The 13,137-nt window shown below is 40.6% G+C and carries 16 protein-coding genes, 4 tRNA genes and 2 pseudogenes; 15 read left to right on the top strand and 7 right to left on the bottom strand.

Annotated features, from left to right (window positions below; all coding sequences use genetic code 11):
- Positions 1–69 precede the first annotated feature (69 nt).
- Positions 70–432 carry a helix-turn-helix domain-containing protein gene (locus tag HXT60_RS02360; RefSeq protein ID WP_410310542.1) on the top strand — a complete coding sequence of 121 codons (363 nt, stop codon included), beginning with the start codon at positions 70–72 and terminating at the stop codon, positions 430–432.
- On the opposite strand, the pseudogene HXT60_RS02365 reads toward HXT60_RS02360, so the two are convergent.
- Positions 369–1,211, bottom strand: a pseudogene (locus HXT60_RS02365) (IS3 family transposase); the annotation flags it as partial. The gene HXT60_RS02360 and the pseudogene HXT60_RS02365 sit on opposite strands and share 64 nt — an antisense overlap.
- Before the next feature lie 5 nt (positions 1,212–1,216).
- Positions 1,217–1,768: a transposase gene (locus HXT60_RS02370; RefSeq protein ID WP_421791315.1), complete on the bottom strand. Its 552-nt coding sequence runs from the start codon at positions 1,766–1,768 to the stop codon at positions 1,217–1,219.
- Positions 1,769–1,855: 87 nt separating this feature from the next.
- Between HXT60_RS02370 and HXT60_RS02375 the strand changes: the two genes are divergently transcribed.
- Both HXT60_RS02375 and HXT60_RS02380 read left to right on the top strand, forming a co-directional pair.
- Positions 1,856–2,332 (top strand): hypothetical protein, encoded by a 477-nt coding sequence (locus HXT60_RS02375; RefSeq protein ID WP_421791317.1) that lies wholly within the window; start codon positions 1,856–1,858, stop codon positions 2,330–2,332.
- Between the two features lie 149 nt (positions 2,333–2,481).
- The gene (locus HXT60_RS02380) at positions 2,482–2,808 is read left to right on the top strand and encodes a hypothetical protein (protein WP_410310790.1); all 327 of its coding nucleotides are present in this window, start codon (positions 2,482–2,484) and stop codon (positions 2,806–2,808) included.
- A 582-nt stretch (positions 2,809–3,390) separates the two neighbouring features.
- Here the strand turns inward: HXT60_RS02380 and HXT60_RS02385 are convergent.
- Positions 3,391–3,552, bottom strand: a complete 162-nt coding sequence (locus tag HXT60_RS02385; RefSeq protein WP_080649393.1) for a hypothetical protein — start codon at positions 3,550–3,552, stop codon at positions 3,391–3,393.
- Positions 3,553–3,782: 230 nt separating this feature from the next.
- The gene (locus HXT60_RS02390) at positions 3,783–4,109 is read right to left on the bottom strand and encodes a hypothetical protein (RefSeq protein ID WP_116692163.1); all 327 of its coding nucleotides are present in this window, start codon (positions 4,107–4,109) and stop codon (positions 3,783–3,785) included.
- 416 nt (positions 4,110–4,525) lie between these two features.
- Between HXT60_RS02390 and HXT60_RS02395 the strand changes: the two are divergent.
- The 9 genes and pseudogenes from HXT60_RS02395 to HXT60_RS02435 all read left to right on the top strand — a co-directional run.
- Positions 4,526–4,636: pseudogene (locus HXT60_RS02395) on the top strand (transposase-like zinc-binding domain-containing protein); the annotation flags it as partial.
- On the top strand, positions 4,620–4,808 hold the full coding sequence (locus HXT60_RS02400) for a hypothetical protein (protein ID WP_155237606.1): 189 nt from the start codon (positions 4,620–4,622) through the stop codon (positions 4,806–4,808). The pseudogene HXT60_RS02395 and the gene HXT60_RS02400, both read left to right, overlap by 17 nt.
- A 109-nt stretch (positions 4,809–4,917) precedes the next feature.
- The gene (locus HXT60_RS02405) at positions 4,918–5,118 is read left to right on the top strand and encodes a hypothetical protein (RefSeq protein ID WP_020761073.1); all 201 of its coding nucleotides are present in this window, start codon (positions 4,918–4,920) and stop codon (positions 5,116–5,118) included.
- Positions 5,115–5,513 carry a hypothetical protein gene (locus tag HXT60_RS02410; RefSeq protein ID WP_116692162.1) on the top strand — a complete coding sequence of 133 codons (399 nt, stop codon included), beginning with the start codon at positions 5,115–5,117 and terminating at the stop codon, positions 5,511–5,513. The genes HXT60_RS02405 and HXT60_RS02410 overlap by 4 nt, the downstream gene beginning before the upstream one ends.
- 18 nt (positions 5,514–5,531) lie before the next feature.
- Positions 5,532–5,990: a phage holin family protein gene (locus HXT60_RS02415; RefSeq protein ID WP_020761154.1), complete on the top strand. Its 459-nt coding sequence runs from the start codon at positions 5,532–5,534 to the stop codon at positions 5,988–5,990.
- A gap of 374 nt (positions 5,991–6,364) precedes the next feature.
- Positions 6,365–6,437, top strand: a tRNA-Gly gene (locus HXT60_RS02420).
- Between the two features lie 28 nt (positions 6,438–6,465).
- Positions 6,466–6,536, top strand: a tRNA-Cys gene (locus tag HXT60_RS02425).
- 31 nt (positions 6,537–6,567) lie between these two features.
- Positions 6,568–6,639: transfer RNA gene (locus HXT60_RS02430), tRNA-Val, on the top strand.
- 40 nt (positions 6,640–6,679) lie between these two features.
- A tRNA-Val gene (locus tag HXT60_RS02435) sits at positions 6,680–6,752 on the top strand.
- 246 nt (positions 6,753–6,998) lie between these two features.
- Here HXT60_RS02435 and HXT60_RS02440 read toward each other — a convergent pair.
- The 3 genes from HXT60_RS02440 to HXT60_RS02450 form a co-directional block, all read right to left on the bottom strand.
- Positions 6,999–7,931 carry a LysR family transcriptional regulator gene (locus tag HXT60_RS02440; protein WP_415681184.1) on the bottom strand — a complete coding sequence of 311 codons (933 nt, stop codon included), beginning with the start codon at positions 7,929–7,931 and terminating at the stop codon, positions 6,999–7,001.
- Positions 7,932–8,037: 106 nt separating this feature from the next.
- Positions 8,038–8,727: an HAD family hydrolase gene (locus HXT60_RS02445; RefSeq protein ID WP_416351129.1), complete on the bottom strand. Its 690-nt coding sequence runs from the start codon at positions 8,725–8,727 to the stop codon at positions 8,038–8,040.
- On the bottom strand, positions 8,727–9,770 hold the full coding sequence (locus tag HXT60_RS02450; protein WP_421791322.1) for an ADP-dependent NAD(P)H-hydrate dehydratase: 1,044 nt from the start codon (positions 9,768–9,770) through the stop codon (positions 8,727–8,729). Before HXT60_RS02450 ends, HXT60_RS02445 begins: the two co-directional genes overlap by 1 nt.
- A gap of 341 nt (positions 9,771–10,111) precedes the next feature.
- On the opposite strand from HXT60_RS02450, the gene HXT60_RS02455 reads away from it, so the two are divergent.
- The 3 genes from HXT60_RS02455 (at position 10,112) to HXT60_RS02465 (ending at position 13,137) form a co-directional block, all read left to right on the top strand.
- Positions 10,112–11,296 carry a metal ABC transporter solute-binding protein, Zn/Mn family gene (locus HXT60_RS02455; RefSeq protein ID WP_004115334.1) on the top strand — a complete coding sequence of 395 codons (1,185 nt, stop codon included), beginning with the start codon at positions 10,112–10,114 and terminating at the stop codon, positions 11,294–11,296.
- Between the two features lie 94 nt (positions 11,297–11,390).
- Positions 11,391–12,203: a metal ABC transporter ATP-binding protein gene (locus tag HXT60_RS02460; RefSeq protein WP_013399558.1), complete on the top strand. Its 813-nt coding sequence runs from the start codon at positions 11,391–11,393 to the stop codon at positions 12,201–12,203.
- The gene (locus HXT60_RS02465) at positions 12,193–13,137 is read left to right on the top strand and encodes a metal ABC transporter permease (RefSeq protein ID WP_421791325.1); all 945 of its coding nucleotides are present in this window, start codon (positions 12,193–12,195) and stop codon (positions 13,135–13,137) included. The genes HXT60_RS02460 and HXT60_RS02465 overlap by 11 nt, the downstream gene beginning before the upstream one ends.

Consider the following 13,137-nt stretch of genomic DNA (forward strand, 5'->3'; position numbering starts at 1 on the left):
TTTAATAACAGACCAACCTAGTGTATCAAAACTGTTTCCTTAATGCAACAATTTTGATACACTCGTGTTATGTCTATTTTTGTGAATGATACTCTTCTTACGCGTGAGGAAGCTGCAGCCAAGCTAGCAGTTAGCGCTCAAAGAGTTAGCGCATTATGCTCTAATCATTTACTAACAACATACGCATTTGGAAGTAGGAAGATTTTAATTTCATTAGATTCTGTAAATCGTTATAAACAACAAAACTCTAAAAGCGGTAGGGCATATGCTCCGTCATTAGCTTTTGCAGCATTGTTTATGCTTAGCGGTTGTGAAGTTTCGTGGATGATATGTACCCCTTTTTCTGGACACATATCCCTTTTACTTAATCATATCGCCCGCGTGGATGCTTCCCTGTATTTAACAGGAGGCATCCACCCAGTCTTCTTCTGAATCCTCTCATTATTGTAATAATAAATATATTCTTTTAACGCTCTAGCAAACTCAGTAAACGAAGCATACTCATGCTCATGCCCGTAATACATCTCGTTCTTAAGCCTACCAAAAAACGATTCCATAATCCCATTATCATAACAATTACCTTTACGACTCATAGACTGAATAATCCCATGTGCCTTCAAAACACTCCTAAAATAAGCATGCCTATACTGCCAACCCTGATCAGAATGAAACACAAGCCCTTCAACCATTCGGAAACGTTTAAAAGCCTTATCTAACATGCGTTTTACCTGACCTAAATTAGGGTGCAACGATAAATCATAAGCAATAATCTCATTCGTATGCATATCAAGTATTGGCGAAAGATAACACTTACCCCACTGGAAAGTAAACTGTGAAACATCAGTAGTCCACTTCTGTAAAGGAGCAGTAGTAGAAAAATCACGGTTAATAACATTAGCTGCGACTCTACCAACCTCACCCAAGTATGAGTGATATTTTTCCTTTGGACGTTTCCCAACCAGTCGCATGATGTGCATTAAACGTTGAACACGCTTGTGATTAACGTTAATCCCACGGTTTACTAGCTCACCATATACTCTTCTAACACCATACCTGCCTTTATGGTGAGTAAATATTTCTTGAATAATACTCATTAAGGTTTTATTGCGTAGTCCTACCACATTTATTTTGCTTAACTCGAAATAGTAAGTAGACTTCGACATTCTTATAGTATGAAGAAGATGTTTCAGCTTATATCCTTGACAAACTAGTTCTTTTACTGATTCTGCTTTTTCGCCTTGAGTAGAGCAGCTTTCTTTGCCCTCCTCAAGGCATCTAGTTTTTTTAGTATTGCATTTTCTGCTTTAAGATACTCGTTTTTTTCACGAAGAAACTTAAGTTCTTCACGCTCGCTCACGGTTAAAGGCTGGGAATTTTTTGTGTTTTTACGACTCATACAAGTCTCTTTTACTGGTTTTTTACGAGTATGTTTTACTAAACCACTATAACCTTCCGTTTCATATATTTGTACCCATCTTCTTAATTGTCCTTCTAGTAACCCGTTCTTAATTGCTACCTGTCTCATACTGCTCCCAGAGAGAACTTGATTAACCAAGCAAAGCTCTTCCTTGGGATCCCAATACCGATGTTTTTTAATACGTGGTTTAAGTACTTCAAGCCCTTTAGCTTCTACTAGACACGACCAGTATGAGACAATACCGCGGAAATTATTTCTACTAATAGTATTAGGTGTTGGTAATTCTAGGTTTTGACGGTATAGTTCAACACACTTCTTTTTGAACTCGTAACTATATTTACTAGTTGGCATTAAATACCCCCTTTTTTCACTAACAGTCCAGAAAAAGGGGTACATATCAGGATCAATAGGCAACAGAAGTATCGTATAGAAGCATATTTGCGTTCAATTACTCCACAAGAGATGGTTAATAGATCTAAAAATCGCGCGAAAACAATGGAGTATTGGTGTAGAAAATCGCGTTTAGCAGAACTTTCGGACCACTTAATACTTTCTGCTGCAACTGGAAATATGCACTCACAATTCCAGCTTACGCAAACTGACAAAATAGAAGGATATATAATCAGTAATAATTTAGAAGATTTGGTAAATAAATTTCATCTTAAGAATAGTGAAGATGGTGTAAGTAGTTCAATAGCCAACGTTAAACTTCGTGTTATTGAAGATTCTAAAGTTTTCGATTTTATTCACCAAAATATGTCTTTGCATATTACTGAATGCACACAAGAAACGCTGGCAAAATCCTTTATGCCAATCGCTGTGTGTGCTGCAGATTTGTCTGAATCTATTGATGTTCGCGAGCGCCAAGCAGGATTAAACAAGCTTGCGGAATTGCTTGCTAAATATAATCACTAAATATAATCACTAAATATAATCACTAAATATAATCACTAAATATAATCACTAAATATAATCACTAAATATAATCATGCAATAAAAGAATAAAAATTATGCCTTTTGCTAAAATTTAAAAAATAATATTTGGGAGTTTTGAGGGGAATTTTATGATTGACATAAGTGTATCTACACCTACAGTTGAAGTTTCTAGCAGTGCACATCCGTGGAGCACGATATATGCACTATCTAAATCGTGTGATAGTTCACTATGGCTCTTAACTGGCGGACTTATGGTTCAGTTGCATGCAATAATGAATGAAATTACAGCACGTCCTACTTTGGATGCTGATTTATTGATTGATGTAATTTCTAATAAGCATAATGTTCGTAAAGTTTATAACACTCTAAACAATCTAGGATTTTCATTACAGACTGGCTTAACTGGATACGCAACTAGATTAAGGAATCAAAATAATGATGTTGTTGATGTATAATCACTTTTGATAGAGTTTCCCGCGTGTGCGGGGGTGATCCTCACATTAAGCCAGTGCTCGGCGAGATTGCGCTCGCAGAATTAAGCACGCAAATGGTAAACGAGTTCCGCGATAGTTTAGACGCGTTACAACCGTACATGGTGCGAAACACTATGAAAATATTGCGCGCTATCGTCAACAGTGCGCTGATTGTCTTTAACAATAGGGTAGGCAAATAAAAAACTTGCCTACCCCTTATTTTTTACTGTTGGCTGCTTGACTCGGCTTTAGCCGCTTTACTAACCGCCGCTTGTAGCGCGTGCCATGATGGCGGCAACTCTACAGGGCGATGCGGTCTCAGTGCTGCCCAATTACGGATCATGTCATAATCCCACGCGGGCTTTGTCGTTAATATGCCAACCGAGTGCGTTGGCAGTGGCATTAAACCGCGGAGGATACTCACATCTTGACCTTCTAAGGCTGCACGCCTAGAGCGCACTAAATACTGGCGCATAGACTCATAACTGACACCAAGAAGACGCGCAATATCATGCAGTGATACGAGCACAGTTTGACCGTTCTCATCTAGCATAATATGCTCCTTTATTTTTCTTTACTACTACCCGTTAAGCCAGCAGATAAGCCAGCTATGCCAGCGGCTAAAGTGAACCCTATACCAGCGAATGGTACCTGTAGGACAACGTTTGTTGCCGCTGTAATAGCACAAACAGCTGAAATAATGCCTAATACTCTTGTTTTACTCATAATCGTATGGGAAGATTGAGGACTAGGGGTTCTAGCCAATAAGTCTGGTTGGAACCCCAGTTTTTTACTTACGCTTATTGTCGTGTCGCAAATCTAACCAAATCATAATAACGATAGTTAGAGCGTTAAGCGCGAGTGCTACCCAATCTTTGGTTTCCATGTTCACCTCCTTTCATAACTAAAATACTACCACAATGTGAGAACATAAGCAAGGGGGTGAACAAAAAATATTAATCCTTAGCGACCTCGCTATATTCACGCAGCAACGCCAAGCCATCCTCCTCACTCTTAGGCAGTTCAACAGGCGCTTGCGGACGGCGCGCAGCCCAATCGCGGATAGTCTCATAACACCACAATGGCGCACGAAGATTAAAACCAGCCAACGCGTCAGGAAGCGGCAAATCAAACGGCTTAACGCAACCGTCACGATAATGCTTACGCGTCACAAATAAATATTGCGCAACAGCGCGCTTTTTCAAATCCAGCAACACAGCCACATCGCGAGTCGTTAAATATACAGGCGCGCCTTTCTTAGCTTGGAAACCTTGTTCAGTCATATTGTACCTTTGTTCTATATTGGCGTGTCGTATAATATTTCTTGAAAACGTTGATATTACGCACTTCCTCCAACACCTACTATTATAGTTCATATTGTACCTTTATTCTATATGAAAACAGTATTTTAGTACAGCAATATGGTATGCTAAAAGCAATAGCAATAAGACTATATATAGACACGATAAGCGGCATTAAAGCCGCTTTTTTAATACCCATATCATGACACAACTAGGGTTATAGGCCAAAAAGTGTGTAAGAAATCATGTCTCATGTATTGCAATACAAGCGTTTTGCGGTAATCGAATCTGTTTTCTGCACATTCGCCACCCGGACAAAAAGTGTGTAAAAAATAAGCTCATAACCCTTATAGCAGTAAGGCTCGTAGCATATCGAATGTAGATTATTCTTCATTTGTATGAATAACCCACTATGCGATAACTGTCATCATAAAATGAGCAAGAATGGTCACGCCAATTCTGGTACTACTAGATACCGTTGCACTAACTGCGGTGCTTCTAAAAGCAGAACCAACACTAGGATCTGACTGGGGAGGGAATTCGCCACTTAAAGGCTGGATAAGCGTTGGGAACAATCAGCACTTATGTGCTGATTGCACGAAAGTTTATCGTGCTAAACAAGAAGAATTTGAGCGAGAACTTAAAGAATACTTAAATGACACTAACGAGTTTACGCTATAAACTAGCGCAAAACATAGCATACTGTTAGCCACACGATTGTGTGGCTTTTCTATTTTTCGCGGACACCGCGCACCGCGTTGCTAATTGCGCGACTAACTAAGGAGAACAAATGAACAGAAAAGTACCATTCTACATTCGCTTTATTGCCAATACGGACGCGGTTGGCGGCGGCGAACAGTCTGATACTGATTCTCAGCAAGCAGAGGAAAATGATTCTACTAAAGAAGCTGAAAACTCTAAGCAGGAAACTAAACAGTCCGAAACGTCTAAAGATTTCAGTTGCGCGTTCAACAAGGGGACGACAGTATGACTCATGGCACACAAGCGCCAACCACGCAAACACCTAAACCTGCATCTAAACCATCAATAACACCTACAGAGCATGACGGCGATATCAGTAGCATCACAATGCACGTTCCATGGGGTGAAAACGACGGGCAAGTAATGCGAATAGCGCGCGCAGGAAGCATTGTAACCGTAAACGGCAGCGGATGGATAAAATCCGGCGGCTCGTGGGTTAAAGCATTAGAACACATGCCAGACGGGTTTCGACCTATAAGCAACGCAACCATCCGCTTATCCGGAGACGGTACAGGAATCCTCATCGTCAAACCCGACGGAAGCATCTATTGGGACGGCGACGGTAAAAAATGTTACACGCACATCAATGGCGCGTGTATAACAAAAGATAATCAATCAAAATAAATAAGGAGAAGAAAAAATATGACAAAACAAGAAGTAATTATTATTGGACTCACAGCTATTTTAATAACTTTAGATTATGTTACTGGGCTGATGAAAGCATTCGCAACTCGAACTGTTTCTAGTAGTAAAATGCGTTCGGGTTTATACCATAAATCAGGTTATGTTGTAGTAATCGCGTTAGCTTTCCTACTAGAACACGCGCAACAGTATGTGAGTCTCGGTTTCACGGTGCCTTTAATTGCGCCCGTATGCTTGTATATTATTTTTGCAGAAATAGTGAACGTACTCGAAAATGCCGTAGCATTAAACCCGGAGCTTGTGCATAGTGGCATTTTCAAAGTGTTTTTGAACTTTAACGATGCGCTGAAAAACGAAGCGCAATTACAAGCTGGTAAGCACGCGGCGATTCTTGGTGATAATGCAGAGCCTACTAATCGCAGTGCAAATATAGAAGATGCAACTAGCAGAAACAAATAGTAGATATATTGCCCCTCGTTTTACGCGGGGGGCAATTCTTTATACCCTTGACCTTTGCGAAATGGTATAATGGTAGTAAGCGTGTTGAAGCTAATTGTTGAGCGTTTCTATTCGCGATAACTGCTCGTAACCATATGTTTTAGGTGTGTCGTCACCTGTTAACGCTTGTCAAAAACGTTGAAAACAAGCCATTTTTACTATATCGCGGGCTTAATGGGATTCGAATTTATGTCTTTCCAGCATACGCGGGGCGAGACAACCTGCTTGAGCGCACCAAGCGACACGCCAAAAGACGCAAAGCTTGCATTTGAGAATATTTCGGGTATAGTAGTTACTCGTGCTTCGGCGCTGGCAGTTGTCAGTGTGAGAGCATTGCGGACATAGCTTAGTTGGTAAAGCGCAACCTTGCCAAGGTTGAGACCGCGGGTTCGAGTCCCGTTGTCCGCTCTAGGTCCGGTGAGTTATTCGACCTTACGGTGGGTTAGCCAAGCGGTTAGGCAGCGGCCTGCAAAGCCGTATAGATGAGTTCGACTCTCGTACCCACCTCGATTAAGCGGGTTAGCTTAATAAACAACCTGGGCGGTTGGCGCAGTGGTAGCGCACTTCCCTGACACGGAAGGGGTCACAAGTTCGAACCTTGTATCGCCCACTCGAAAGGATTGCCTTTCACGCATAATTAAAAAAATTTTGGGTGATTGGCGCAGCGGCTAGCGCACTTCCTTCACACGGAAGGGGTCATAGGTTCGATTCCTATATCACCCACAATATTGTTCAGTTTCGCGGTATGATATACCGCATTTTTTGTATCTACTGGTATGTCTCGGTATTAGTCAGCATTTTGTTAATACATTTTTCGCGTATAGGTTGATTTAAGAATAAGCGTAGCGTCAAAATTAAACACTATTTTTGAGTTATGCACAAAAATAGTATTGGATAATGTAACGGTGCTGAATAGTGTAATTCCCAAAATCTCGCAGTTATGCTGCTCGGTTATGCTGCTCAGTTCTACTATTTAGCTCTACTTATTACTTGATATCCGTGTTTAATTAACACAGATTCGAGTTGAGAAAGATACGCAAGCGCTGCAGGAGAAAGATTCGTGCGCTCATTCTTAATCCACCCAACAAGCATGGTTTCTTCGCAATCCAGCGGAATGGTCACGATTTTCTCGTTATTCAAGTCGCCATTGTCGATTCCAGTGCAAATCGTAAAACCATTAAGACCAATAATAAAGTTCAAAATGGTTGCGCGATCAGTAACATTAATCTTTTTAGGCGGATGTTGAGGCCATACCGCTTCCTCTGTAAAGAAGAAGCTACCATCCTCACCCTGCTCATACTGAATAAACGGATATGGTCGCAAATCCTCCAAAGTGAGTTTTTTATGGCTCGCAAGTGGATTGTTTCTAGAAATAAACACATGCAATTTAGCGCGGAAAAGTGGATGGAATTCAAGATGCTTTTCTCGAAGCATTTTTCCAATAACGTCTTTGTTGTAGTCGGAAAGATAAAGCAAGCCAAGGTCTGCGCGCATTGAAGTCACTTGATTAATAATATTTTTTGTACGTGTCTCCCTTAGTGAAAACTCGTACTCGTTAGAATCAATGCTGCGAATCATGTCTACAAAAGCTTCAACAGCAAACATGTAGTGCTGAGTTGCAACGCTGCAAAGCTGTTTTCTAGGCTTAGTACTGTTGTAGCGCTCTTCAAGCAAATCTGCCTGGTCTAAAACTTGTCGTGCGTATGTTAAAAACTCAGCTCCGTCAACAGTTAATGCAATTCCTTGGGAAGACCTTGTAAAAATCTCAATTCCAAGCTCTCGTTCCAATTCTTTTACGGAAGAGCTTAACGCTGGCTGTGAAACATAAAGTTCATGCGAAGCTTCGTTCATAGATCCGCACTCTACGATTTTCACAATGTACTTTAATTGCAGCAGCGTCATTATTAAGAGCCTTCCGATTTTGGGATTTATACTTGACTATTTCCAACTATTACAACTATAACAACTATAAACTAACACCTATAATCTTGCGACTTTGGCTTAGTGCTTATAATCTAACGCCCAGCGATGCCAAATCTTTGCGAGCTTGTTCGGTAGTAGTAAAAACAAACCCATGCATACCAACATTATGCGCGCCATCAATATTTACTGGCTTATCGTCGAAGAAAACAGTTGTTTGCGGTTTCAATCCAAATCTGTTCATAGCAAGTTCAAAAATCTCTGGCTGTGGCTTATGCAATTTTTCAACGCCAGAAATAATCGTACCTTGTAAAAGCGTGTTCAATTCTGGGAATTTACGCAATGCGAGTGGGAAAGTTTCTTTAGACCAGTTAGTCAATCCCCAAACTCCGTAGCCAGCTTTGCGCAAATCGTGCAATAAATCAACCATTCCAGGCATCATTTGCGTAAGAACTTGGTCATAGTGTGCGCAATACCATTGAAAAGCGTTACTAAGCTCCTTGCCAAAGCGCCTTTCATATTCTGGCAAAAGGTCTTTTAGTAGTTCGCCGCCGTCCATGCGGTCTTCAAACTCATAGAATCCAGCCAAATCGTCTTTTCCAAAAGTGCCATTAGGACAAATAGTGTCTACTAAATCCGGGAACTGTTTTTGTAAACAATTCCTGCAATTCCACTCGAGTAAGACCTTGCAATAATCAAACATTACGTCGTGAATTTCAACAGATTCTACATTTTCATTTGTGTTGATATTTGTGTTTTTCATTTTTTCTTCTTTCACTAATTAAGATTCATTAAAAGACCAATAATGTAAGGCAGCGCATTAATAATATCGCTTGCTACAATTGGGTGATCTGAAGTTGAAGCATCATTTGATTCCACTATGTCTTGCGCCAATTGAGTGTAATTGTTTTCGCTGTTGATTTTAGATGCTAATGATGCTGAAATTCCGTGGATTACAGCTGCGCTCGCTGCAATAAAAGCATAGTTTTCGTTTTCTGCGTAATTCGCGTAGTTTTCTGTACAATTTTCTGCACAATTTTCATTATTTTCTTTTCTTTCGCGTTGCGCTAATAATGCTCCTAGAATTCCTGCTAGTACATCTCCTGAACCTGCGGTTGCAAGCCAAGATGGAGCGCATTTTGCAATATAAATGGGAGAGTGTAGTTCTGATGGTGATGCAACTGCTGTTGTTGCGCCTTTAACTAGCACAGTTGCTCCAGTAAGATCGGCTGCTTCTTGAGCGTAGTGTGTTGGATTGCTATATATTTGTTGTGCGCTTATATTCAAGTCGTATCTAGTAAAAAGTGAGCTTAATTCTCCTGCGTGTGGAGTGAGAACTACTTTTGTGCAAACCTGTTTTGGCAGTAAATCTAACGCTCCAGCATCTACGCATATTGGTGGAAGATTATCTTTTTGACTTATTGATTGTTCTTTCGAATTATTATTTTCTTTCGCATATTGCGCAAGAATGCTCGCAATGTATTTTCTTTGATTTGCGCTAGCTTCAGTATTGCAATGATCCGCATCTGGTATTCCAGATCCAACTGTTATAGCGTCGATTTTTCCAGTCAATTGTTCCGAGGCTACTACTTCTGGAGATGTTTGTAATACTAAGTTTTGTGCGCGAAGAGGACCGGCATAACGAACCATTCCAATATTTGCGTGTGACGCAGCACTCGCGCTTAATATTGCAGCTCCAGGATACTCATTAGAACCTGTGACTAATCCTAGAACCCCACGCGAGTATTTATTGTAAAAAGGCTTAGGCTTTTTTAGACATTTGCTTACATCTTTTGCTTCTATGTTTAGAAGTTCACTCATGCTTACGATTGTAGTGAATATCTGGGATTGTTATTTGTGGTTTTGTTATTTGTGGTTTTGTTATTTGTCACATTGCATTCGCTATATACACCATTTATTTATATAACGCAAGAAAAATCGCAATTATATCAGACAAAAAATTTGCGACACGCCACTTTTGAAAAAATATAATAAATTTTCAAAATTTCATTGACCATCCATCATATTTTTTCTATGCTTTTAAACGTTATTGCTAACGATAATCTTTCCTAATTAAAAATAATGGAGAAAGTGAAAACGCTTTTTAAACAGATTACAAGACTTGCAATAATGTGAATTCATAGATTCCGGAAAGGAAAATAGTGAAAACTGCACGAATTTTTGCCACCGCAGCCACCGCCGCTTTGCTAACTGTTGGCTTGTGCGCATGTGGATCAACAGCTAAGACAGCAGATCAAAAGACTAACGGTAATCAAGTAAACGTAGTTGCAACCACCACTCAAATCTGCGATTATGTAACTCAAATCGCATCCACTGCAGATGCAAAATCTGGATTAAGCCTTAATAAAACCGATTCTCAAGGCAAAAAGTCTGTGATTGGCGCGCCTCAAGACAAAGCAAAGTCAACAATCAACCTTACATGCTTACTCGCGCCAAACGCGTCTGCACACGAGCATGAGATGACTCCAGCGCAATCCAAAGCGCTTTCTAAAGCAGATTTAATGCTTGTTTCTGGAGTAGATCTTGAGCACTTCTTAGATCAGGCTGTAAAAGCTACTGGATTTAAGGGCACGATGGGAGTAACTTCGGGCATTCTTACCGCAGACGAAATCAAGGATTCAAAGGCAGAAGCTGCTAAAGAAAAGAATCTTCCTTACAAGATTGACCGCGGTGTTGAAAAGGTTCATGCTGAAAAATGGCCATTCCCACCAGAAGAAGGCGAGAAAGAGCCAGAATTCCAGTATGATCCACATATTTGGACTAGCACCAAGAATACTATGATTCAAGTCAAGAATATTGGTAACTTCCTTGGCAAAGCTCTTCCAGAAAGCAAGTCAATCTTCGATGAGCATGTTGAAAAGTTCGTTAAGTCTCTTACTGATTTAGACTCTTGGGCAACTGAAGCTTTGAACAGCGTGCCGCAGGAACATCGCGTTCTGTTTACTTCGCACGACGCATTCGGATACTTCTCACGCGACTACAATGTTAAGTTTATTGGCGCAGCTCTTTCTGACTTCAACAGTCAGCAGGATGCAACTGCAGACCATATTAAGGAGGCTGCAGAAGCTGTTAAAAAGTCTGGTGCCGTAGCAATCTTTGCCGAAAATTCCAACAATTCAAAGTCTATTAAGGCTGTGGCTGCTGCTGCAGGCGTAAAGGCGATTATTGGCGACGATGCGCTTTATGGCGATTCCCTTGGTCCTGTTGGCTCTGCTGGCGAGACCTATATTGGTTCCATTGTCCACAATGTTCAGACTCTTGTTAAGGCTTGGGATGGCAAAGTTCCAGACCTTCCAGAATCTGTAAAAACTGCTTTGAAAAAGTAGTTAATAGGTGGCTATATAAGTAGCTGAAAATAATAAATCACTACAAAAGTAGTTACAAGAAGGTTAATTTATAGTGAATAAGAGCGTCCTAGCAATGAAAGATTGCGACCTAGCATACGGTTATAAAACTGTTGTGACTGGGCTTAACGGAAGTGTAGAAGCTGGAGAGGCTTTAGCTTTAATAGGACCTAATGGTTCTGGAAAAACAACGTTTTTGCAGGCGATTATTGGTATTGTGCGAGTAAGCCATGGAAGCTTAACAATGCCAAAAACGGTTTCTATAGGCTACGTTCCTCAACAAGTTGATTTGGATTTGACTTTTCCAATCACCGCTCGTCAGGTTGTAGCAATGGGCTTAAGCAGGCAAACTGGATTCCTTGGTTTGCTTAAAAAAAGCCAGAAAAAATCTGTTGAGGACGCTCTTAATCATGTTGGTTTGCTAAATAGAGCAGATGTGCGATTTGGTGATCTTTCTGGAGGTCAGCGCCAGCGAATATTGCTTGCTAGAGCTATTGTTGCGCGCCCTACGTTAATTCTTTTAGACGAGCCTTTTAACGGATTAGACGAGCCGAATCGAAAAGAACTGCTCAATATTATGAAGTCCGCAAAAGAAGATGGGATTTCGTTTGTTGTCTCTACTCACGACTTGGTAATCGCGGACGCGATTTGCGAAAAAGCCTTGCTTTTGGCTGGTCGTCAAGTAGCTTTTGGGCCTCTTAGAAAAGTCATGACTAAAGAAAACATATCTTTGGCTTATGGTGGAAGTATGCCAGCTGCAAGTGCGGGTATTACTTTGAATCAATTAGCAAACAAAGATGATTCGTTAAATGCGGCGAGTGTCACAAGCACTTTTAGTGATTCAAGTATTTCGGGCACTGCTTTAGGAGACGAATCCAATGCTAGCTGAATTGGTTGAGTCTTTGCGCAAAATCCTCGAGCCTATACCAGGATTTGACTTTATTGCATCCGCTCCATACATTTTCAGACCTTTCTGTCTTCTTATTGTTCTTGCGATTGCTAGCGGAATAGTTGGCGTGTTTGTTAACTTAAGATGCGCCGAGTTTAATGCGGAGGCTTTGGTTCACGGGATTTTTCCTGGAATCGTAGTCGGAGCGTTATATGGTGGAATTGGGCAAATTATTCCAGGAGCTTCGATTTGCGCAATTTTTCTGGTTGCCGCTCTTGTGTGGGCATCTAGGTCTCAAAAAATCAACGAGTCAATAATTGCAACAGTTTTAACAACATTTTTTGCGCTTGGAATCGTAATATCTCTTAAAAAGGGAGATATGTCTGGACAGCTTGAAGCACTTATGTTTGGACGTTTGCTAGATGTTACAGATGATAGAATGACTCAAGCAATGCTTATTTGTTTATTTGCAATCGCATTACTTGTTCTAACTTGGAAGAAGCAAATTGTTGTTGTGTTTGACCGCGCTAGTGCTCCTTTAATGGGTGTTAATACTTTACTTGTAGATATTGTGCTAAACGTTGCAATTGCGTCTGTTGTAGTTTCTGCATCTTCGGCTGTTGGCGTACTTCTTGTTATTGGATACCTTGTTATTCCTGGAGCTAGCGCAAGATTGGTTTCTCGCACTGTTGGGCGTATGGCGTTTGTTGGCGTTGCGGTTGGTATTTTTGGCGTTTTATTAGGCATGTACGCTATGAACTTGGAACTTGATCATCCAGTTTCTCCGCAAGCTGCAGTGGCGCTAAGTATTTGCGCAATGTTCGTAGTCGTTTTGATTTTAAGATTCTTATACAGAGTTACATACGCACTAGTGTTTTCTAAAAAGTTTTCTAAAAAGAAAAAGTCTAGCGCAATAGATGGTGGTGGAAAGTAA

The organism is Gardnerella sp. KA01002 (assembly GCF_049244015.1).
Lineage (GTDB): Bacteria > Actinomycetota > Actinomycetes > Actinomycetales > Bifidobacteriaceae > Bifidobacterium > Bifidobacterium vaginale.